A 22043-nucleotide genomic window follows, 5' to 3' on the forward strand; every position below is an offset into this window, starting at 1 on the left:
GGTGGGGGTGCGATGCAGACTGTAGGGTCTCTTTTTTCGCACTGTATCAAAGAGATAGAACATGCAAGATGCACCACCTCCCCGCCCGGCGTTGCTGGGTATCGACCTGGGAACCACAAATAGCCTGATTGCCCTTTGGCTTGACGGTCGGGCGCAGTTGATTCCCAATGCTCTTGGCGATGTTCTCACACCCTCAGTAGTCAGCCTTGATGAGGACGACAGCATTTTGATCGGCAAAGCCGCCCGTGCTCGCCTCACCACCCACCCGGAACGAACGGTGGCGGCGTTCAAACGTTTCATGGGCAGTGACAAACGATTCGAACTCGGCCGTCGACAATTCAGTCCGGAAGAACTGTCAGCGCTGGTTATTGGTTCACTCAAACAGGATGCTGAAGCATGGTTGGGCCACCCGGTACATGAGGCAGTGATCTCAGTACCAGCCTATTTCAGTGATGAACAACGCAAACGCACGCTATTTGCCGCCGAACTGGCGGGCTTGTCCGTATCACGCCTGATCAACGAACCGACCGCCGCGGCCATGGCATATGGACTGCACAAGCAAAAGTCCGAAAGAACGCTGATTTTCGATTTGGGCGGAGGCACTTTTGATGTCACGGTTTTGGAATACGCACTACCGCTGATTGAAGTCCATGCCTCTACCGGTGACAACTTTTTGGGGGGCGAAGATTTTACTGCTGCCTTGTTGCAGGCTTGTCTCAAGAACTGGCAACTCTCCCCGCAAATGGTCGACGCTCAAGGTTTGGCCAACCTCGAAGACGCCCTTGAGCAACTCAAATGCAAACTCACCGAGGGTGCCCAGCACCTTAAATGGCAAGGGAATGGCGAGCTCCATGAATGGTCAGTTGATGAAACCTGTGCGCTGAAAATCTGGGAGCCTCTGCTGACCCGATTGCGGGCGCCCATCGAACAGGCCCTACGCGATGCCCGCCTCAAACCCCACGACCTCGATAGTCTGGTGCTGGTCGGTGGCGCCACGCGCATGCCTGCCGTGAAGCAGATAGTTGCCAAGCTATTTGGGCGCCTGCCATATAGCCACCTCGATCCGGACACCATTGTCGCTTTGGGCGCCGCGACCCAAGCGGCTTGCAAAGCCCGCGACGGAGCGATCGAAGAACTGATCCTGACCGACGTATGCCCATATACGCTGGGTATCTCCACCAGTCGAGGCCGAGACGTCAGCGGCGCCTTCTCACCGATCATCGAACGAAATACCGTGATTCCAACCTCCCGGGCACAACGCTTTTACACCACCCATCCGAAGCAGGATCAAATACGCATCGCGGTCTATCAGGGTGAACGGCCATGGGTGAAAGACAATATTTTCATTGAAGCCATCGATATACCCATGACACCCAGTGAGCAGATTCAAGAGCTGGACGTGCGATTCAGTTACGACATCAACGGCCTGCTCGAAGTCGACGTGACCTTCCTGAACAACGGTGAACGCTACAATCACAACATCGATCGCAGCCCCACCGGGCTCGATCAGCAATCACGACAAAAAAGCCATGAACGACTCACTTCACTAAAAATTCACCCGCGCGACGCGCTGCCCAACCGCACATTGCTGGCACGACTGGATCGAGCCTGGATTCAGAGCATGGGCAAGGACCGTGAACAAATTGCCGAATGGCTTGATGCGTACACCGCGGTGCTCGGCGGCCAGCAATCATATGAAATTGCCAGCCATCGAATACAACTCAATAAAGCGTTGGACCAACTGGGCCTCTAACCTTGCGCTCCTCGTAAATTGGCTTGCAAACCACCGGCCAGCTTGTCGCCACCGACGCTGCCCGGTGATACTCCATAACGATTGGGCAGATCGTCACCGCGAACGACGAACAACAGCAGGGGCAGGAACGGCAACACCGATGACACGCAGCCAAAAATCAATAGTGACGCAATGCCACGGCCCATGTCATGCAATCGACGTAGAACCGCACTGAACAAAAACGCAAAGCCCAGCAGGCAAATGGCGATTGCGGCGGTCAGCGTGCCACTGAGCAATACTACGATCGAAGTGACAATCACATTGCCCAACACCTGTCCGATAAACGCCTTTCGTCCCAATCGCGTACCCAAACGCCAAATAGCAGCGGATGGCGCTGGCTGGCTTTCACTCTTGACCAACAGCAGCCGCTCGGACCATGACAACAAGGCACTCAGCGCAAGACGCAGGCTAACGCTGTTCGTGTCATCGTCTTTAGCGCGCTGTAACCTCCGCAGAGATCTCATCCCCTGGACGCCGGCAGAACCATGGCGAACCAGCGCTCGCAAGGTGTCGAGGACTTCATGAACCAGCAATGTGTCTGCCCTAAGGTCCATCACCACTTTGCGTGACGGATACTCTGGCTCGCCTTTGACCAGGCCATCACGAAACGCTTCGAACCACTCATCTTCACAAGTGATTGAGGCAATGGATTGCAACAGTGCCCGATGTTGCTCGGCGCTTAAACTCGGGTCGTGATACAGCACTCCCCAGAGCAGCATCAGCCCCAGCAAATCCTCCCCACACGCTTGAGGATGATTTTCGACAGCACAATATAAAAGCGAGTTGTTAGGCAAAACTGCACTGTCGAGTACTTGTTGCACGTTTGAAAGTTGCTGTGCGAGCAAGCCTTGAACAGGATCGCAACCCTGCAGCCACCCAAGCAACCCGCCGAAATGTGCCTGCTCACGCTGTAGCCGTCGCAACAACGGCAGGATGCTGTTCAAGGGGTGGCCTAGGTAGATATCCAATCGTTCCAGAGTCTTGGCATTGATCATTTTCAGCCAACGTCTGGCTGATCGAGCAGCGCTAAAAGGAACATCGTCTGGACGTGCCATCGCCAAGCAGCTTCCCCTTGCGCAATGACCGGTAACACCACTCCTTGCCGGCCTAGCTTGGCCAGCAAGCTCAAACTCTGCAATTTTGCGGCTGCGTTCAGATCCTCAAGGGCAAAAAACTGCTCTATTCGCTCTAGCGCGCAACCGCTGTAGACACGCATCCTGCTCAGCCACAGACGACAGACTTGGTGCGGTTCTCCCGTCTTGAGTACCTCAGGCAGTTGAGGATCAGGTAAGCGACTGTCGAGAAATGCTTTCATTGCCAGCGGGAGAGGTGCCTGAGTCAACCAGCAGAGTTGCTGCTCTGCTTGATATCTGAAACCGCTGAACACCAAACTTTCCAGAGAGTCGATCGGGTGTGCTTCATCCAGTATCTGCTGCAGCAAGCCCGCGTCAGCGCGATGCAACGCCCACGCATGTCGATACAGGTGCTGTAGCCGTGAATCTTCGTGTTCTGCGAGGAGCAATGCCAATAAAGGGAGTTCGTCTCCCGTCATCCGCCAGCCAAGGAAGGCAGCCGCCAATCCTTGCAAACGAAGCTGCCCGAAGCCAAGCCAACGGGCGAGCGTTTCTGGGCGTTGTGAGGGACTACCGTATTCCTGAGTAACGTCATCAAGGTCCTGGGACCAGTCACGGAAGTTTTCCAGACGATCAAATGCCTGAATCAATAGCGGGAGAAAATCCGGCTGGCGCCTGGAGCAGATTTCCAGCAAGCGACTTTCGGCCTTCGGGTGTCGATGTTCCTGCCAAAGTCGGATCCAGCAGGTTAGTGCTTGATCTTCCAGCCCCAGCAAGTGGTATTGACAAGCCAATAAATAAAGCCAGTCAACATCCCTCGGCGCTTGTCGGTTTTGCTCGACACAAAGCTGCAACCAGGCCTCATTACCGATCCCGGCCTGGGTAAATTGCACCAGCAGCCGCTTGATGAAGGCATCTTCCGCAGGCAACGGCAAACACGTGTGCTGGCAGGCAAAATATTTGTATTCATTGAGCGAACGATGTTCAAACAGGTAATCGAGTTTGCGGGCGTACCATAGCGCCTCTATCTGCGCATGCACGGGCCATTCATCCATCAAACTCGTATCGAACGGATCGGGGTCTTTGATGCGATTCAGGATTACTTCCACTTGCCTGGCCTGATCAAACTCCAAGTCCCGCAACTGTTGATCCCACGCCATACGCTGCGCCAACAGATTCACGCAACGGTGAGACAACGGGCCGGCATCGACTAACCCATGGAACAGTCCCCAGCGAATGTCATCAAGAACATTTAGTGGCAGCTGATCTAATGATCGAACAAACGCTCGCCAAGCCTCTAGGTTGTAGCGTCGCTCTGGACTCTCAAGTAACGCGTAAAAATCTACGATGGTCTGCGGTACTTCAACGTCATCAAACGCCTCCTCTTCGAGGCCAACCTCGTCATCTCGAGTCAGGCGTATTGCGCTCTCATAAGCTTCCCGCAGCGCCTGAAATCCCTCGGCATCGGTTTCCGGGTGGTGCTCCGGCAGACGCGCGCGGTAGGCACTTCGAATAAGCGCTTCGTCTGCGGTAGGTTCTATCCCCAAGCGTATCCAACAGCTCATGACCACTCGAACTCCTCTAAGGACGCTGGGCGTTGCGGTGGTTGAAGGTCCATGTCCCAATTTAGATCAACCAGGTACGTCGGGATATCGCGAGCAAGGGCGCGCGCAATGAGAGCACTCCCCGACGCCTCGCCTTGGCGATCGAGCTCGTGGGCGACAAGCTCATCACTGTTACCCAGGCAACTCCAGAATGCATGACCGGCCAAAAAGCCGTTCAGATAGGAAAACCAACTGCCGTAATGATATTGCGCCCTTGCCGCAAGACGCCCATGTAACCAGAGACTCTCGGCAAGATCGATCCACTCATTGCGCAAGCCGCAACGCAAAAGAAACCCCATGCGCCCCAAATCCCAGGCCCGAATACCGCCCGGCCCACAACCACCGTAAGTGCGGCTGGCGAACTCGTACAAGTCACGATCACGGGGCTTGAGTGATTCAAGCAAAACCTGCCACTCGCTCGGCAGGCAGCGCTGCCATGCCCGATAGGCACCATCGAGATGCGAGGCATGACCGTCATCAGTCATCCTTTCGAGCATGCTCAATAGTTGCAGCCGGTCGCCGATGGACCAGCTGCTTTGCAGATCAATGAAATGAGGATCGGAGTAAAAGTAGGGATCGCCGTAACTGGCACGAGGATTAAGGGCAACCATTGGTGCTGAGAGACCGCACAGCCAACGTTGGTGTAATTCTTCCATGGAAACGCTCCAGGCCAACCGGGCTGAATGGGGGTCGGCAAAGTTGGCGCGGATTGTAGGGAAGCCGTCGTAAAGCGGCAAAATCCGCATCGGCATTTTTACCGAAATACAAAAGCTTCGGACTCACCGAAGCCTTTGTTTATTGGGCCACTGCACGCTTAATCGAATGTATTTCTTCAAATGACCGTTTCCCGCCGAGGTACAAAAAAGGGCGCCATTGGCGCCCTTCGTAATTGCTCTGACTTAGTTTTGCAGAGCTGGCTTTTGCGTCCCGTTAATCGGGATGCGCTTGGCTTTCGCCTCTTCCGGCACAACGCGCAACAGGTCGATGCTCAACAGGCCATTGCTGAGGCCAGCAGCTTTGATCTCAATGTGATCGGCCAGTCGGAACGACAGTTTGAACGCGCGCTGGGCGATGCCTTGGTGCAGGAAGGTCACGCCTTCATTGGCGTCGCGCTTGCCACCACTGATGGTCAGCACACCCTTCTCGACTTGCAGCTCCAGGTCATCCTCCTGGAAACCGGCCGCTGCCACGACGATGCGGTAGTGGTCGTCGCCATGTTTTTCGACGTTATAGGGTGGATAGGTGCTGCCTGGCTCGTTGCGCAGGGCGGTTTCGAACAGGTCGTTGAAACGATCGAAACCTACCGAGGAACGGAACAGTGGGGCCAGGGAAAATGCAGTAGTCATGATTCAAATCTCCTGAAAACAATCAGCAAGGTTTTTTGTCTCCGCGACCCGAATTCGGCATCGCGTAACCCTTAGATAAGGACCGCTGATTAGTTTTCAAGAGATATTTTTGAGATTTTTCAGGCGGCTTCAGCCACTTGCAGACCCAGCAAACGTGAAACCTGATCCAGTTCCGTCTCACGACGCAGGACAGTGAACAGCTCTACGGCTTCGGGATAATTGCGGGTCAACATCGCCAACCACTGCTTCAAACGACCTGGAGATTGGCGTGGCGTCATCTGCGCCTTGGCTTGTAGCCAGAAGTCCTGGATCAGCGGCAGCAACTCGGCCCAGCTCATTTCCACGACCTCTTCACCGGCCCGAGCCGCCGCGATTTGCCGGGCCAGATCCGGGCGCGAGACCAGGCCGCGGCCCAACATAATGTCTTCTACACCACTGATTTCGCGGCAACGGCGCCAGTCTTCGACACTCCAGATATCGCCATTGGCGAACACCGGGACCTTCACCACGTCCTGCACCCTTGGAATCCACTCCCAATGCGCCGGCGGCTTGTAACCGTCCATTTTGGTCCGTGCGTGGACCACGATGTGCTCCGCACCGCCCTCGGCCAGCGCGGTGGCGCAAACCAGCGAGCCGTCCGGGCTGTCGAAACCCAGACGCATTTTGGCGGTGACAGGGATGTGCGCCGGAACGGCGCGACGGACATGCTCGACAATCTGGTTCAGTAGCTCAGGCTCCTTGAGCAACACTGCGCCACCACGGGACTTGTTTACAGTCTTGGCCGGGCAGCCGAAATTCAGGTCGATCACTTCGGAGCCCAGTTCGCAAGCGAGCGCGGCGTTTTCCGCCAGGCATACCGGATCGGAGCCCAACAGTTGCACACGCAGCGGCACACCAGAAGCGGTGCGGGCACCATTCAGCAATTCCGGGCCGAATTTGTGGAAATAGGCAGGCGTGAGCAGCTGATCATTGACACGAATGAACTCGGTTACGCACCAATCAATGCCGCCCACTCGGGTCAGCACGTCGCGCAGGATGTCGTCGACCAACCCCTCCATGGGCGCCAAAGCAATTTGCATGAAAAACACACTCAACGAAAAACGTGCGGCAGTTTACTTGTTTTCTGTAGGAGCTGCCGCAGGGGGTTGTGTCAGGCAGGGATTTGAATGGCCGGGCCGTAGCCTTCGATGAACTCAGCCGGCATGCGCTTGGGCTTGCCGCTGGACAGTTCGATGCAAACAAAAGTGGTTTGCGCCCGCAGCAAGGTCGAATTGTCGCTGGGACGCTTCAACTGGAAATGCCGGGTCATCTTCAGGCGCTGGTCCCAATCGACAATCCAGGTCGCCAATTGCAGCTCATCGCCTTCATAAGCGGCCGCCAGGTAATCGATCTCATGACGCACCACCGCCATCGCGCGATCCAACCGGCGATACTCGACCAGATCCAGCCCCAAGCGTTGAGAGTGGCGCCAGGCACAGCGTTCGAGCCAGGTCACATACACCGCATTATTGGCGTGTCCCAGCCCGTCGATGTCCTCGGCGCCCACTTGCAAATCAATGATAAATGGCGTTGCCCGATCCCAGCCCATGCCTCACTCCCGGTCAGATTATTTCGACCGGGGCAGTGTAACGGATGCTCAGGCCGATTGGCGCGATTGCAAACTGCGTCCCGTCAGCAGTGATATCACGCCATCAATCACCCGAGGATCGGCCAGCACTCGCTGATGACCGCCCTCTTCGAGGCGCAACAGGCGGCTATCGAACCAGGCTTCATGGATCAACTGCGATTCCTTTACCGAGACAAAATTGTCGTCTTCGGCATGCACGATCAGGCCGGGCATGTCGAGTTGATAGTGAGCGACATCGAGCATCGCAGCGCGCATGCCTACATCTTTCTCGACCTGGCGAATGAACGCCGAGCGAGCTTTCGGCGGCAGCCTCACGTAGCGAGCAAAACCGCGCAGCACACCGAGAATCCGCGCCGGAGCGCCAATGGTGACCAGGGTTTCGGTGCGCAAACCCAATTGCACGGCAAGCATGGCACTGGCACCGCCCATGGAATGGCCGATGACCGCTTGCAGCGGTGGCAATTCGGCGGCGGCTTCGAGCATGGCCCGGGCGAACAACACCACGTTTGCCTCACTGCCAGGCGATCTGCCATGCGCCGGGCCGTCCAGCGCCACCACCGAGTAACCGGCATCGACCAATGCGGTGATGAGGCTGGCAAATTGCGTTGGCCGGCCTTCCCAGCCGTGCATCAGCAACACCGCCGGACCTTGCCCCCAACGCAACGCCGAGAGGCCGAAACGCAAGGTAATCCGTTCGGACTTGGCCAGCAGCGGCAATTCCCAGTCACGCGGTGGAAAATCTCGCGGCGTCATGAACGCCAGTCGCATTTTGCTCGCCACCAGTTTCGGGGCAAACCAACCCAAGGTGCCATTAACGCCACGAACCCACTTCAACGTGCTCATCGCATTCTCCCCAGGCCGCAGCCTTCAGGTCAGCGCACCGCCGATTTGGCGGCGCGTAGCAATCGATCAGATAAGTCACCAGGCCCCAGCGCCCGTGCGAGAGCCAGGCCGCCCACCATCAAGGCCAGATCGGCCAGCGCTTTGTCGGTGTCTTCAGGACTGGCCGCCAACTGCGCGACCATCAGTTCCATGTGTTCATTCAGCGCGATTCGAAACGCATCAGGCAGGCGTCCAAGCTCACCGATCGATGCCGGAATCGGACACGCAGACTCGCTGGAATCACGGTGTTTGCGTGACAGATAAAACGCTGCTACCAGCGTGCGACGCTCTTCACCGGTCAATTCGGCATCCATGTCGGCAATCAGGTCACGACGGTGACCCAGCAATTGCTTGAACGCTTCAAGCATCATGGCGTCCTTGCTTTCGAAGTGCGCATAAAAGCCGCCGACCGTCAGGCCGGCTGCGCCCATCACTTCGCCAACGCTCGGCTCGGCCGGTCCGCGCTGAATCAGCGCAGCGCTGGCAGCCTTGAGGATGCGTTCGCGGGTTTGAGCTTTTTTATCGTTCATCGTTGCCTCCGAATATTACGACTAGAATATTATTCTCATAATAATTTTCTGCAAGTCGTGGATGTGACCGCTGGTCTGAAGAAGAGTTTGAAAGAAATGGGGGATTTGGCCAAACGCCAGACAAACAAAAGGGCCATTCAATAATTGAATGACCCTTATAAAATCCCGCAGAGCGGGTAATCGTGGCGTCCCCTAGGGGACTCGAACCCCTGTTACCGCCGTGAAAGGGCGGTGTCCTAGGCCACTAGACGAAGGGGACACAAACCCTTCTATACAACTGATCAGTGCTGAGAGCTGATCGATTCAAGGCCGGTGTGGCCAAGCCTTGAACTGTAAAATTGGTGGAGCTAAGCGGGATCGAACCGCTGACCTCCTGCATGCCATGCAGGCGCTCTCCCAGCTGAGCTATAGCCCCGGATTTTTCGCCTCGCGGCGGAGCGACATCTTGCAACATCGCTTCTGTAAAACTGGCGTCCCCTAGGGGACTCGAACCCCTGTTACCGCCGTGAAAGGGCGGTGTCCTAGGCCACTAGACGAAGGGGACGCAAACCCTTCTATACAATTGATCAACGCTGAGTGTTGATCGCTTCAAGGCCGGTGTGGCCAGACCTTGAAGTGTAAATTGGTGGAGCTAGACGGGATCGAACCGTCGACCTCTTGCATGCCATGCAAGCGCTCTCCCAGCTGAGCTATAGCCCCTCATCGCTGAGGACGGGGCGAATCTTAAGGGCGCAACGAAAGTCTGTCAAACTTATTTTTCAAAAAATTTAAAATTTTTTGCCGACATAACAATCACTTACCGCCCTCCCCCCGAAAAATCGGGGTTTCACTCAACTGTAGGAGCTGGCTTGCCACCGATGGCGGCCGCAGGATCGATGCAACTGCAAGGTCGCTTCGCCTGCAAGCCGGCTCCTACAAGGTCAGGCACGTGGGATCAGGCGATAGCACCCAAGAGCTTTTCCCATTCTTTGTTTTCTTTCTTCGACACGCCACCCAGCAGATCGATGGCCTGGCGCAAGCGGAAACGCGTCAGGTCCGGACCTAGGATTTCCATCGCATCGAGCACCGACACCGAACTGGCCTGGCCGGTGATCGCAGCAAACATCAACGGCATGGCGTCACGCAGTTTCAGTTCAAGGGATTCGACTACCGCCTGAATCGTTGCGGTGATGCTGTCCTTTTCCCACTGACGCAGGCTTTCCAGCTTCCACAGGATTAACTGCATCAACTGACGAACCTGATCGCCCGACAGCTTCTTCGATTCGAACAGCTTCGCATCCGGGTTCACGCCACCGGCAAAGAAGAACCCGGCCAGCGGTGCGACCTGGCTGAAGGTTTCAACCCGACCCTGCACGTGCGGGGCGATCTTCATCATGTACTCGGAGTTGAACGCCCACTTCTGCACGCGCGCGGCAAATTCTTCCACCGGCAGGTCGCGCAGCCACTGACCGTTGAGCCAAGACAATTTCTCGATGTCGAAAATCGGCCCGCCGAGGGAAACGCGCTTGAGGTCGAAATTGTCGACCATTTCCTGCAGCGAGAACTTCTCGCGCTCGTCCGGCATGGACCAGCCCATGCGGCCCAGGTAGTTGAGCATCGCTTCCGGCATGAAGCCCATGCGCTCGTAGAAGGTCACCGAAGTCGGGTTCTTGCGCTTGGACAGCTTGCTCTTGTCCGGGTTACGCAGCAGCGGCATGTAGCACAGCTCTGGTTGTTCCCAGCCGAAGTATTCGTAAAGCAAAATCAGCTTCGGTGCCGATGGCAACCACTCTTCGCCACGCAAAACGTGGGTGATGCCCATCAGGTGGTCGTCGACCACGTTGGCCAGGAAGTACGTCGGCAGGCCGTCGGTCTTCATCAGGACTTGCATGTCCATGCGATCCCACGGGATTTCCACGTCGCCACGCAGCATGTCCGGAACCACGCAGACGCCTTCGCTCGGCACTTTCATGCGGATCACGTGCGGTTCGCCAGCAGCGAGCCGGCGCGCCACTTCTTCCTTCGACAGCAGCAGCGCACGGCCGTCGTAACGCGGGGTTTCGCCGCGAGCCATTTGCTCGGCGCGCATCTGGTCCAGCTCTTCAGCGGTACAGAAGCACGGAAAGGCGTGCCCCATCTCGACCAGTTGCTGGCAATACTTCTGATAAATCTCGCCGCGCTCGCTTTGACGGTATGGACCGTGCGGGCCGCCAACGTCCGGGCCTTCGCTCCAGTCAATGCCCAGCCAGCGCAGGGCGTCGAAAATCTGCTGTTCGGACTCACGGGTCGAACGCAGCTGGTCAGTATCTTCGATCCGCAGGATGAACTCACCGCCGTGCTGCTTGGCAAAGCAGTAGTTGAACAATGCAATGTAAGCGGTACCTACGTGGGGGTCCCCGGTAGGCGATGGCGCGATGCGCGTGCGGACGGTGGTCATGGCAAGTCTCAACAAAAGAATAGAAAGCGAACTTCAAACAAGAGCCGAATGGTAACAGGCGACACCCGCCCGGCTCCAGTGAACAGGGCATTTAAGCCAAGGTTGCGTCTACAACGCCCGTATGCCGCGGTGAATGGCCGAATATCAGCCGATGGCATTTACCGTTTATCGGCTGTATGCCAGATTCTCCTGCTGATAACTTTCCTGACAATTTCTCGACTACAGTTTGCCCCATGCCTGCCCAACTCAAGCGTCGCCTGTCCATTTTCCTGTTAATCATCCTGCTGGTTGCCGGGGGCTTCTTTGCCCAATGGTTTTTCAAGGGACGATTTTATGAAAGCACTGACAACGCTTATGTCCAGGGCGAGATCACCCGAGTGTCGAGCCAGTTGGGTGCTCGCATCGACAAGGTATTGGTCCAGGACAACCAGCATGTCGAGAAAGGCCAACTGCTGATCCAGCTCGAAGGCGATGATTTCCACCTCGCCGTCGACCGTGCCAACGCGGCACTTGCCACCCGCCAGGCCGAACGCCTGCAAGCCCAGAGCAAACTGACACAACAGGCCAGCCTGATCGCTGCCAGCGATGCGCAAGTGGCATCCACTCAGGCAAGCCTGAGTCGCTCGCAGATCGACTTGAACCGGGCCGAGACCTTGCGCAAACCCGGCTACGTCTCCGAAGAACGGGTCACCACCCTCTCCGCCGACAATCACATTGCCCGCTCGCAACTGACCAAGGCCCAGGCGGATGCCCAGGGCCAGCGTCAGCAAGTCAATGCGCTCACTGCCGAAATCAAGCGCCTCGACGCACAGATCGCCAATGCCAAGGCCGAGCTGGCCCAGGCCGAGCTGAACCTCACCCGCAGCGAAATCCACGCACCCATCAGCGGCCTGATCGGCCAGCGAGCCGCCCGCGAAGGCCAATACGTGCAAGCCGGCGCCTATTTGCTGTCGATCGTGCCCGATGAAGACATCTGGATTCAGGCCAACTTCAAGGAAACCCAAATCGGCCACATGCAGCCCGGCCAGAAAGCCGAACTAACCTTCGATGCCTACGGCGACACGCCCATCGAGGCACGCGTCGACAGCCTGTTCGCCGCTTCGGGTGCGCAATTCAGCCTGCTGCCGCCGGACAATGCCACGGGCAACTTCACCAAAGTCGTACAACGGATTCCGGTAAAACTGACCTTCGCCGCAGACAATCCCCTGCATGGCAAGATTCGTCCGGGCATGTCAGTCACCGCCACAGTGAACATCAAAGACACCGCAGACGATGGCCGGTGATCAACTGATCCGCCCGGTCGGGGAACCGACACGGCGGGACTGGATCGCGGTAATGAGCGTGATGCTCGGCGCCTTCATGGCGGTGCTCGACATCCAGATCACCAACTCGTCGCTCAAAGATATTCAGGGCGCGCTGTCGGCGACTCTCGAAGAAGGTTCGTGGATTTCCACCTCGTACCTGGTGGCGGAAATCATCATGATCCCGCTGACCGCGTGGCTGGTGCAGCTGTTGTCAGCGCGACGGCTGGCGGTGTGGGTATCGCTCGGATTTCTCGCTGCATCGTTGCTCTGCTCCATGGCGTGGAGCCTGGAAAGCATGATCGTTTTTCGTGCCTTGCAGGGCTTCACCGGTGGCGCGTTGATTCCGCTGGCATTCACTCTCACCCTCATCAAGCTTCCCGAACACCACCGCGCCAAAGGCATGGCGATGTTTGCCATGACCGCCACCTTCGCGCCTTCGATCGGCCCGACACTGGGGGGCTGGCTGACCGAGAACTGGGGCTGGGAATACATCTTCTACATCAACGTTCCGCCCGGGCTGATCATGATCGCCGGATTGATGTACGGCCTGGAAAAGAAAGAAGCACACTGGGAACTGCTGAAAAGCACCGATTACGCCGGTATCGTCACCCTCGGCCTTGGTCTCGGCTGCTTGCAGGTGTTTCTGGAGGAAGGCCACCGCAAGGACTGGCTGGAATCGGACCTGATCGTGACCCTCGGCAGCATCGCCCTGATCAGTCTGATCACCTTTGTGATCGTGCAGTTTTCCAAACCCAATCCGCTGATCAACCTCGGCATCCTTGGCAACCGCAACTTCGGCTTATCGAGTATTTCCAGCATCGGGATGGGGGTCGGATTGTACGGTTCGATTTACCTGTTACCGCTGTACCTGGCGCAGATCCAGAACTACAACGCCCTGCAAATCGGCGAAGTGATCATGTGGATGGGCGTGCCGCAGCTGTTCCTGATACCGCTGGTGCCCAAACTGATGAAGTACATCTCGCCGAAGTGGCTGTGTACGCTAGGTTTCGCGCTGTTCGGGATGGCGAGCTTCTTTTCGGGCGTACTGAATCCGGACTTCGCCGGGCCGCAGTTCAACCAGATCCAGTTGCTCCGCGCCATGGGTCAGCCGCTGATCATGGTGACCATCTCGCTGATCGCCACCACCTACATCCTGCCCCAGGATGCGGGTTCGGCGTCGAGCCTGTTCAACATCCTGCGCAACCTCGGCGGTGCGATCGGCATCGCCCTGCTCGCAACGCTGCTGGATGCGCGGACCAAGACGTACTTTGATTATTTGCGCGAATCCATCGTGCCGAGCAACCCGCAGGTGGCCGAACGCCTGGCGTCATTGACCGACAGGCTCGGCAACGAAACGGCGGCGCTGGGCAAGCTCAGTGAGATCGCCCATCAGCAGGCGTCGATCATGGCCTATAACGATGCGTTTCATTTTGTCGGGATTGCGCTGGGGATCAGCATGTTGGCAGTGTTGATGACTCGGAAATTGCCGGCGGGGCTCAAGGCTGGCGAGGCTCATTGAGACCACCGCCAAACCTGTAGGAGCTGGCTTGCCAGCGAATCGATGGTGGCCGTTACGCCGCCTTAGCTGGCAAGCCAGCTCCTACAAGGTCAGACGGTGATCAACCGCTCTCGCAACTTGCCAATCTCATCGCGCATTTGCGCCGCCGCTTCAAACTCGAGATCACGCGCCAACGCATACATCTTCTCTTCCAGCGCCTTGATGCGCTTGGCGATCTCGCCCGGCGAGCGCAATTCCGCTTCGTACTTGGCGCTTTCCTCGGCAGCCTTGGCCATGCCCTTGCGCTTCTTGCTGCGCGAGCCCGGCACGGTGGCGCCTTCCATGATGTCGGCAACGTCCTTGAACACGCCTTTGGGCGTGATGCCGTTGGCCAGGTTGAACGCGATCTGTTTGTCCCGACGGCGCTCGGTTTCACCGATTGCGCGCTCCATGGAACCAGTGATGCGATCCGCATAGAGAATCGCCCGGCCATTGAGGTTACGCGCGGCGCGGCCGATGGTCTGGATCAACGAGCGCTCAGAACGCAAGAAGCCTTCCTTGTCGGCATCGAGAATCGCCACCAGCGACACTTCCGGCATGTCCAGGCCTTCGCGCAGCAGGTTGATCCCCACCAGCACATCGAAGGTACCAAGGCGCAAATCGCGGATGATCTCGACCCGCTCCACGGTGTCGATATCCGAGTGCAGGTAACGCACGCGCACGCCGTGGTCGGCCAGGTAATCGGTCAAATCCTCAGCCATGCGCTTGGTCAGCGTGGTGACGAGCACCCGCTCTTCCAGAGCGACGCGCTTGCTGATTTCCGACAGTAAGTCGTCGACCTGAGTCAGTGCCGGGCGGATTTCGATTTGCGGGTCCACTAGCCCGGTCGGACGCACCACCATGTCAATGACGCGCCCGGCGTGCTCGGCTTCGTAGTTGCCCGGTGTTGCCGATACGAAAATCGTTTGCGGGCTGATGCTTTCCCACTCGTCAAAACGCATCGGTCGGTTATCCAGCGCCGAGGGCAGACGGAAACCGTATTCCACGAGGGTCTCTTTACGGGATCGGTCGCCTTTGTACATGGCGCCAACCTGCGGCACGCTGACGTGGGATTCATCGATCACCAGCAACGCGTCTGCCGGCAGATAATCGTAAAGGGTTGGCGGCGGCGCACCAGCTTCGCGGCCGGACAAGTAACGCGAGTAGTTTTCGATGCCATTGCAGTAGCCCAGTTCGAGGATCATCTCCAGGTCGAAACGGGTGCGCTGTTCAAGGCGCTGGGCTTCTACCAGTTTGTTATTGGACCGCAGGTATTCCAGCCGCTCCTGCAACTCGACCTTGATCCCTTCGACGGCACCCATCAGCGTTTCCCGTGGGGTTACGTAATGGCTTTTCGGGTAGAAGGTAAAACGCGGCAGTTTGCGGATGACTTCGCCGGTGAGCGGATCGAATGCGGAAAGGCTTTCCACCTCGTCGTCGAACAGTTCGATGCGGATCGCTTCGAAATCCGATTCCGCCGGGTGGATATCAATCACATCGCCGCGCACACGGAACGTCGCCCGGGCGAATTCCATGTCGTTGCGGGTGTATTGCAGGTCAGCCAGACGCCGCAGCAATTCACGTTGATCGAGCTTGTCGCCGCGATCCACATGCAGAACCATCTTCAGATAGGTTTCCGGACTGCCCAGACCGTAGATGCACGACACTGTGGTGACGATGATCGCGTCCTTGCGCTCCAGCAATGCCTTGGTCGCGGAAAGACGCATCTGTTCGATGTGGTCGTTGATCGAGGCGTCCTTTTCAATAAAGGTGTCCGACGACGGCACATACGCTTCGGGCTGGTAGTAGTCGTAATAGGAAACGAAATATTCGACGGCGTTGTTCGGGAAGAACGCCTTGAATTCGCCGTACAACTGCGCGGCCAGGGTCTTGTTCGGCGCCAGTACCAGGGTCGGACGCTGAACCTGCGCGATGACGTTGGCGATGCTGAAGGTCTTGCCCGAGCCGGTCACACCGAGCAGCGTCTGGTGCGCCAACCCAGCTTCGATTCCCTCGACCATCAGGCGGATGGCTTCCGGCTGATCGCCGGCAGGCTCGAAGCGGGTGACAAGCTGGAATTCAGACATGAAGTACCTCTCGGTTCTCGGAGCAGGGATTCGCCCCTGCACAGTCAAACCGGCGGGAACGAGAAAGGCTGCAAACGACGTACGTCGCCCGAGGAAAAAACTGGATTGTGCTCAATGTGGAGCCGATTGCCCTCGCTTTCAAGGCAAACGCCCTACATCCCTTGAAGTCTTTGACGACGCCATTCGACTAACGGTCGAAAAATAATCTGAAAAACTTACCTTAAAAGCGGATTCGTCTGTCGCCATCAATCGCGGATGGCCTCTATACTAGCTCCCCGTTTGTGCACCGCTCTAGTGCATTCGGCTGGAGCGCGACACGTCCCTCCATTCTCCATTCAGAGCCGCCGCAAAAATGAGCCTGTTCTCCGCTGTCGAAATGGCACCACGCGATCCAATCCTGGGCCTCAACGAAGCATTCAACGCCGATACCCGTACCAATAAGGTGAACCTGGGAGTCGGTGTTTATTGCAACGAGGAGGGGAAAATTCCACTCCTGCGCGCCGTTGTCGAAGCCGAAACCATTCGCGTCGCTCAACATGCTTCCCGTGGCTACCTGCCCATCGACGGCATCGCTGCCTACGACCAGGCCGTGCAAAAACTGCTGTTCGGCAATGATTCGCCACTGATCGCTTCCGGCCGCGTTCTCACCACTCAGGCCGTTGGCGGCACTGGCGCCCTGAAAATCGGTGCCGACTTCCTCAAGCAACTGCTGCCGAACGCCGTCGTGGCGATCAGCGATCCGAGCTGGGAAAACCACCGCGCACTGTTCGAAACCGCCGGTTTCCCGGTGCAGAACTACCGCTACTACGACGCCGCGACCCATGACGTGAACCGCGTAGGCCTGCTGGAAGACCTGAACGCCCTGCCGTCCGGCTCGATCGTTGTGCTGCACGCTTGCTGCCACAACCCAACCGGTGTCGACCTGAGCCCGGCGGACTGGAAAAACGTCCTGGAAGCGGTGAAAGCCAAAGGTCACGTGCCGTTCCTCGACATGGCCTACCAGGGCTTTGGCGATGGCATCGACGAAGACGCCGCTGCCGTGCGCCTGTTCGCTGAGTCGGGCCTGACCTTCTTCGTTTCCAGCTCGTTCTCCAAATCCTTCTCACTGTACGGCGAGCGCGTTGGCGCCCTGTCGATCGTCAGCGAATCGAAAGAAGAAAGCGCGCGCGTGCTGTCGCAAGTCAAACGCGTAATCCGTACCAACTACTCCAACCCGCCAACCCATGGTGCGAGCATCGTTGCTGCGGTATTGAACAGCCCGGAACTGCGCGCCCAGTGGGAAGCGGAACTGGCCGAAATGCGCTTGCGCATTCGCGGCATGCGCACCCAGATGGTCGAAACCCTGGCGAAAAACGCACCGCAGCGTGACTTCAGCTTCGTTGGTCGTCAGCGTGGCATGTTCTCGTACTCCGGCCTGAGCGTTGAGCAGGTTCACCGTCTGCGCAACGAGTTCGGCATTTACGCCCTGGACACCGGCCGTATCTGCGTGGCTGCTTTGAACCAGAGCAACATCAAGGCTGTGACGGATGCGATTGTTCAGGTGATCTGAACCGCGTCGTGATACGAAAAACGGGAAGCCTTTTGGCTTCCCGTTTTTTATTTGTCACAGATAAATCTCAAAGCGTTGCCCCACCCCTCTAAACTGCACACATCTCCCCTGTAGGAGCCGGTTTGAACTGGCTCCTACAGGCTGTAATCCGGATTTTTATGAGAGCCGATATGAAAAACGATGACCTTCGCGCTGACCGCGATGACCTTGACGACCTGGACCGCTTTACTCCTCGCACCCCAGCCAAACAACGCGGCAACAACCTGGTGATGCAAGTCGCTGCCGGCGTGTTTCTCGGTGGTCTGGCGCTGTGGCTGGTGCAACTGGGCGCCACGGCGCTCTACGCCAAACTGATGATGGGCACGATCACTTTCGGCGGTTAAGCCAACTCGCTCGCACGTTGGCTGGCGGCATCGTCATAAGCGACGTACAGCGATTCAGCGACCTGACTCTTGATCGCCTTGGTGCTTTCCAAACCCAGGACAAAACCCTCGGCCTTGCCGCCCGCGCGATTTAATTCGTCAGCGGTGCTAGCCTGAGTGATGGCGTCGAACAGTTTTTCTGCGTGCGGCCCTACCCCTTTGGGCAGGCTGATCTGGGCGATGCTCATGCGCGCACCCCGTGGTTTCGATAGGTGATGGCTGGATGATTCATGACGCGTACCTTTTCGGCGAATGGACGGTAGCGCGTGTAACCACTTCCGGGCGGCCATGGTAGACCCATGAGGCGATTCTGATAACCGCCAATCACCGATAAACCACCGTCCGTCCCGATGAAACCGTGAAGTTACTATCAGATGCTTGACTTCTCTTTTTGAATCAGTAACATAGGCGCCATTCCGCGATAGCTCAGTTGGTAGAGCAAGTGACTGTTAATCACTGGGTCCCTGGTTCGAGTCCAGGTCGTGGAGCCAGACAGCAATATCGAAAAGCCCCTGAATCGAAAGATTCAGGGGCTTTTTTGTGGGCGATGGAAAAGTAAAAAGATTGCAGCCTGCGGCAGCTCTACAGAGAAACGCGATCTCATGTAGGAGCTGCCGCAGGCTGCAGTCTGTTGATCTTAAGCTTGTGAACCGTCAGACATGCTCACTGGTTTTCGCATGTGCCGCCCGTGGCTCACCATGCCCGTGGTCTGCCTCAACCACCGGAATTTCCTTGCCGTCGCAGTCATGCAGCTTGCCGTCGCTGAAGTAATCCCCTTCACGCAATGCCGCCAGATCCTGATAACGCAGCACTCGCTCGGTACCGGCCGCGAACACCGACTGTTGATCGGAGTTACCGACGGTGAGGTGGTTGAAGGTCAGGTTGAGCACGATGGCCATGATCGCCGAGGAACTGATGCCGGAATGGAAAATCGTGGCGAACCAGCTCGGGAAGTGGTCATAGAAGTTCGGCGCGGCAATCGGAATCATGCCGAAACCGATGGAGGTCGCGACGATGATCAGGTTGACGTTGTTGCGGTAATCGACCTTGGACAGCGTACGAATGCCGCTGGCCGCCACGGTGCCGAACAGCACGATACCGGCACCACCGAGAACGGAGGTCGGTACGGCCGCGATGACCCGCCCCATGAACGGCAACAGGCCGAGGAGCACCAGGAACAAACCGCCAGTGGCCACCACGAAGCGGCTCTTGATCCCGGTCACCGCCACCAGCCCGACGTTCTGGGCGAAGGCGCTTTGGGTGAAGGAGCCGAAGACCGGCGCGATCATGCTCGACAGCATGTCCGCACGCAGGCCGTTGCCCAGGCGTTTGGAGTCAACCTTGGTGCCGATGATTTCACCAACGGCCAGGATATCGGCCGAGGTTTCCACCAGGGTCACCATGACCACGATGCACATCGACAGGATCGCGGCAAAGTGGAAGGTCGGCATGCCGAAATGGAACGGTGTAGGGAAGCCGAACATCGGGCCCTGGGTGACATTGGAGAAATCCGCCATGCCGAGGAACACCGCGATGATCGTACCGATGACCATGGCCAGCAGGATCGACAGACGAGAGATGGTCGCGCTGCCAATCTTGCTTAGCAACAGCACCAGTACCAGCGTCACCGCCGCCAGACCGATGTTCGCCATGCTGCCAAACTCGGGGGAACGGCTGTTGCCGCCCATGGCCCAACGCGCGGCCACCGGCATCAGCGTCAGGCCGATGGTGGTGATCACGATGCCCGTGACCAGCGGCGGGAAGAACTTGGTAATTCGCGAGAACACCGGCGTGATCAGCAACCCGATCAGGGACGCAGCTATCACCGCCCCCAGAATTGACTGAAACCCGCCCTCGCCGCCACTGCTGACTATCGCCACCATGGTCGCGACGCCAGAGAACGATACGCCCTGTACCAGCGGCAACTGACAACCGAAAAACGGTAGACCCAGGGTTTGCAGCAACGTGGCCAGCCCCCCCGCAAACAATGAAGCAGCAATCAACAAACCAATGTCCGCCGGCGACAGCCCGGCAGCCTGGCCAATGATCAAAGGCACCGCGACGATGCCACCGTACATGGTCAGAACATGTTGCAGGCCGTAAGCCATATTCGCGCCGACCCCGAGATTTTCGTCTTCGGGCCGTTGGTGTGAAACATGGGGCGTTTTCATGTTAGGGGGTTCCCTGGTTTTTGTTATGCGCACACTGTATTCAAGACTTAGGACAAATGTCTATAGAGTTGTATACAACTTGCCATTCAAATTATGAACGGTCGGTCATGCAGACTGTGTGCCACCAAGCGGCAAATCGAAATAAACCTTGAAAAATCCATCCGACCCATTCTCCTGCACCCACTAATCTTTTGAATTCCTGGCGACCATCGGTCTCGATCGTCCTCCTTCATATACATATAAAGTATGCATAATTAAGTCATTCGAAATTCAGTATCACAAAGCAAAGAACGTAACCAAACTCAAGCACCATGGGATCAGCCTCGCTGACACAGATCAGGACGATGATCATGATGAACAACGCTGGATCATCACGGGGCTTTACGGCAAAGATGAAAGACGAGTAGGACTTCAGCCATGCCAAGCGTGGGGCAGTTGCCCCCAGCAAAGGCAAGACCCGCATCACCATCATGCTCGATGACGTCGTTATCGAAGCGGCACGTGCACTCGCGGAATGCGAGGGCTATGGCTACCAGACAGCGATCAACAACATTCTGCGCCGGGCGTTGCTGACCGAGCCAGACAAAGCAGAATCCAGCACTGCCAAACACCTGAAAAAAGGGATCACCACCTCCGAGCTGAAAAGTCTGGAGAAGAAACTGTCAGAAGCCCTCAACGAAATTCACCGGGTGCTGGAACCCTAAGTTCGGCCATGAGCACGCGCAAAAAAGGGGCAGGTTGATTCAATCTGCCCCTTTTTTGTGTGCACGATGATTTGTTTATTACGACGCGATCAATCGCTCAAGTGTGCGCATCAACGTTGCATTCGTCGGTACACGAATGTCGAACTCGCGTTCCAGCAGGTCGATCAATGCTTGCACGTCGTCCACTTGCCGACGTTCGCTGTCATGCCCCTGGCGATGAATCGCAAAGCTGCCGTTATTGAGCGTACGTCGCCACCCTTCCCCGGTTCGCGCCACCATCAGTTGTTTGGCGAACGATGATTCGGGGTGGGTCGAGACGTACCAGTTGCCAACGGTGTAATCGATGTCTTCCTGGCGTTGCAGGTCGAAGATGTACATCGCGCGCCACTCATCAGCGACTTGTGCGCGAAGGGTGTAGCCATCGGCGTGCTGTTCGATGCGATAGGACTCATGAGGGGTGGACTGTTCATCTGCGGTATCGAGCAACAGCGGCGCGGTGGGCACCATGCCGCCGAAGCCTACGTCGGTGATGTAGCGTACGCCGTCCAGCGTCACCAGGCTCAGGCGGTGCGTGCGTGCGGTCCAGGCGCCTTCGGGCTGGCCCATGACCACGCGACCGCTGATGCCTCGTGCATCGAAACCCAGCTCTTGAAGCAAGGCCAGGTAGAGTTTATTGAGTTCGTAGCAGTAACCGCCGCGCCCATCGCGCAGGACTTTCTGCACTATCGATGGCAGGTCGATCAGCACCGGTTCGCCCGACAGCGTGGTGAGGTTTTCAAACGGGAAAGCGCCGGTATGGCGTGATTGAAGTTGACGCAGGGTGTCCAGGGTCGGCGCCGGAGGCGCATCAAAGCCCAGGCGTTGCAGGTATGACGCACGGTTCGTCAGGCGTGGCTCGCTCATCGTTCAGTCCTTATGCACGGAGGCTGCGGATCGCTCCGCCAGTGGGCGCTATGTATAAGGGATGAAGTGGTGTCGCCGACAATTGATTTAGCCAAT

At 57.3% G+C, this 22043-nt stretch carries 18 protein-coding genes, 5 tRNA genes and 2 pseudogenes; 8 read left to right on the top strand and 17 right to left on the bottom strand.

Annotated elements, in window-relative coordinates:
* The first annotated feature begins 61 nt into the window (after positions 1-61).
* Positions 62-1753: a molecular chaperone HscC gene (locus ABVN21_RS13975; protein WP_339553248.1), complete on the top strand. Its 1692-nt coding sequence runs from the start codon at positions 62-64 to the stop codon at positions 1751-1753.
* On the opposite strand, the gene ABVN21_RS13980 is transcribed toward ABVN21_RS13975, so the two are convergent.
* The 13 genes from ABVN21_RS13980 to gltX all read right to left on the bottom strand — a co-directional run bounded on the left by ABVN21_RS13980 (position 1750) and on the right by gltX (position 11270).
* Positions 1750-2847 carry a DUF805 domain-containing protein gene (locus ABVN21_RS13980; protein ID WP_339553313.1) on the bottom strand — a complete coding sequence of 366 codons (1098 nt, stop codon included), beginning with the start codon at positions 2845-2847 and terminating at the stop codon, positions 1750-1752. The two genes, ABVN21_RS13975 and ABVN21_RS13980, sit on opposite strands and share 4 nt — an antisense overlap.
* Entirely contained in the window at positions 2790-4430 is a 1641-nt protein-coding gene (locus tag ABVN21_RS13985; protein WP_339553247.1) for a J domain-containing protein, read from the bottom strand. Before ABVN21_RS13985 ends, ABVN21_RS13980 begins: the two co-directional genes overlap by 58 nt.
* Positions 4427-5125 carry a DUF1266 domain-containing protein gene (locus ABVN21_RS13990; protein ID WP_339553246.1) on the bottom strand — a complete coding sequence of 233 codons (699 nt, stop codon included), beginning with the start codon at positions 5123-5125 and terminating at the stop codon, positions 4427-4429. Before ABVN21_RS13990 ends, ABVN21_RS13985 begins: the two co-directional genes overlap by 4 nt.
* Positions 5126-5368: 243 nt before the next feature.
* The gene (locus ABVN21_RS13995; protein ID WP_339553245.1) at positions 5369-5815 is read right to left on the bottom strand and encodes an Hsp20 family protein; all 447 of its coding nucleotides are present in this window, start codon (positions 5813-5815) and stop codon (positions 5369-5371) included.
* Between the two features lie 119 nt (positions 5816-5934).
* Positions 5935-6894, bottom strand: a complete 960-nt coding sequence (locus ABVN21_RS14000; protein WP_339553244.1) for a tRNA-dihydrouridine synthase — start codon at positions 6892-6894, stop codon at positions 5935-5937.
* A gap of 71 nt (positions 6895-6965) precedes the next feature.
* Positions 6966-7403: a thioesterase family protein gene (locus tag ABVN21_RS14005; protein ID WP_223503122.1), complete on the bottom strand. Its 438-nt coding sequence runs from the start codon at positions 7401-7403 to the stop codon at positions 6966-6968.
* Positions 7404-7451: 48 nt separating this feature from the next.
* A complete protein-coding gene (locus ABVN21_RS14010; protein WP_339553243.1) occupies positions 7452-8285 on the bottom strand; it encodes an alpha/beta hydrolase in 834 nt (277 codons plus the stop codon).
* Positions 8286-8314: 29 nt separating this feature from the next.
* Positions 8315-8854: a TetR/AcrR family transcriptional regulator gene (locus ABVN21_RS14015; RefSeq protein ID WP_223503124.1), complete on the bottom strand. Its 540-nt coding sequence runs from the start codon at positions 8852-8854 to the stop codon at positions 8315-8317.
* A gap of 183 nt (positions 8855-9037) precedes the next feature.
* Positions 9038-9113, bottom strand: a tRNA-Glu gene (locus tag ABVN21_RS14020).
* 80 nt (positions 9114-9193) lie between these two features.
* Positions 9194-9269, bottom strand: a tRNA-Ala gene (locus ABVN21_RS14025).
* A 53-nt stretch (positions 9270-9322) separates the two neighbouring features.
* Positions 9323-9398 (bottom strand) — tRNA-Glu (locus ABVN21_RS14030).
* Between the two features lie 79 nt (positions 9399-9477).
* A tRNA-Ala gene (locus ABVN21_RS14035) sits at positions 9478-9553 on the bottom strand.
* A gap of 235 nt (positions 9554-9788) precedes the next feature.
* Complete coding sequence (gene gltX / locus ABVN21_RS14040; protein WP_339553242.1) at positions 9789-11270, bottom strand: glutamate--tRNA ligase; 1482 nt, start codon at positions 11268-11270, stop codon at positions 9789-9791.
* A gap of 233 nt (positions 11271-11503) precedes the next feature.
* On the opposite strand from gltX, the gene ABVN21_RS14045 reads away from it, so the two are divergent.
* Positions 11504-12553, top strand: coding sequence for an HlyD family secretion protein (locus ABVN21_RS14045; RefSeq protein ID WP_339553241.1), 1050 nt, complete (start codon positions 11504-11506; stop codon positions 12551-12553).
* On the top strand, positions 12543-14093 hold the full coding sequence (locus tag ABVN21_RS14050) for an MDR family MFS transporter (RefSeq protein ID WP_339553240.1): 1551 nt from the start codon (positions 12543-12545) through the stop codon (positions 14091-14093). Before ABVN21_RS14045 ends, ABVN21_RS14050 begins: the two co-directional genes overlap by 11 nt.
* An 89-nt stretch (positions 14094-14182) precedes the next feature.
* Here the strand turns inward: ABVN21_RS14050 and uvrB are convergent, their stop codons facing one another.
* Entirely contained in the window at positions 14183-16198 is a 2016-nt protein-coding gene (gene uvrB, locus ABVN21_RS14055; RefSeq protein WP_339553239.1) for an excinuclease ABC subunit UvrB, read from the bottom strand.
* 352 nt (positions 16199-16550) lie between these two features.
* Here uvrB and ABVN21_RS14060 point away from each other — a divergent pair, with 352 nt between their 5' ends.
* On the top strand, positions 16551-17747 hold the full coding sequence (locus tag ABVN21_RS14060; RefSeq protein WP_339553238.1) for an amino acid aminotransferase: 1197 nt from the start codon (positions 16551-16553) through the stop codon (positions 17745-17747).
* Positions 17748-17917: 170 nt separating this feature from the next.
* Positions 17918-18130: a hypothetical protein gene (locus tag ABVN21_RS14065; protein ID WP_034150899.1), complete on the top strand. Its 213-nt coding sequence runs from the start codon at positions 17918-17920 to the stop codon at positions 18128-18130.
* Here the strand turns inward: ABVN21_RS14065 and ABVN21_RS14070 are convergent.
* The gene (locus ABVN21_RS14070) at positions 18127-18357 is read right to left on the bottom strand and encodes a hypothetical protein (protein WP_019649343.1); all 231 of its coding nucleotides are present in this window, start codon (positions 18355-18357) and stop codon (positions 18127-18129) included. The genes ABVN21_RS14065 and ABVN21_RS14070 overlap by 4 nt on opposite strands.
* A gap of 227 nt (positions 18358-18584) precedes the next feature.
* Between ABVN21_RS14070 and ABVN21_RS14075 the strand changes: the two genes are divergently transcribed.
* Positions 18585-18660 (top strand) — tRNA-Asn (locus ABVN21_RS14075).
* A gap of 162 nt (positions 18661-18822) precedes the next feature.
* Here the strand turns inward: ABVN21_RS14075 and ABVN21_RS14080 are convergent.
* Complete coding sequence (locus tag ABVN21_RS14080; RefSeq protein WP_339553237.1) at positions 18823-20340, bottom strand: nucleobase:cation symporter-2 family protein; 1518 nt, start codon at positions 20338-20340, stop codon at positions 18823-18825.
* A 253-nt stretch (positions 20341-20593) separates the two neighbouring features.
* Here ABVN21_RS14080 and ABVN21_RS14085 point away from each other — a divergent pair.
* A pseudogene (locus ABVN21_RS14085) lies at positions 20594-20722 on the top strand (BrnT family toxin); the annotation flags it as partial.
* A 10-nt stretch (positions 20723-20732) separates the two neighbouring features.
* Positions 20733-21044, top strand: a pseudogene (locus ABVN21_RS14090) (BrnA antitoxin family protein).
* A gap of 78 nt (positions 21045-21122) precedes the next feature.
* On the opposite strand, the gene ABVN21_RS14095 reads toward ABVN21_RS14090, so the two are convergent.
* Entirely contained in the window at positions 21123-21947 is an 825-nt protein-coding gene (locus ABVN21_RS14095) for an arylamine N-acetyltransferase (RefSeq protein WP_339553236.1), read from the bottom strand.
* Positions 21948-22043 lie beyond the last annotated feature (96 nt).

The organism is Pseudomonas sp. MYb327 (genome assembly GCF_040438925.1).
GTDB lineage: Bacteria > Pseudomonadota > Gammaproteobacteria > Pseudomonadales > Pseudomonadaceae > Aquipseudomonas.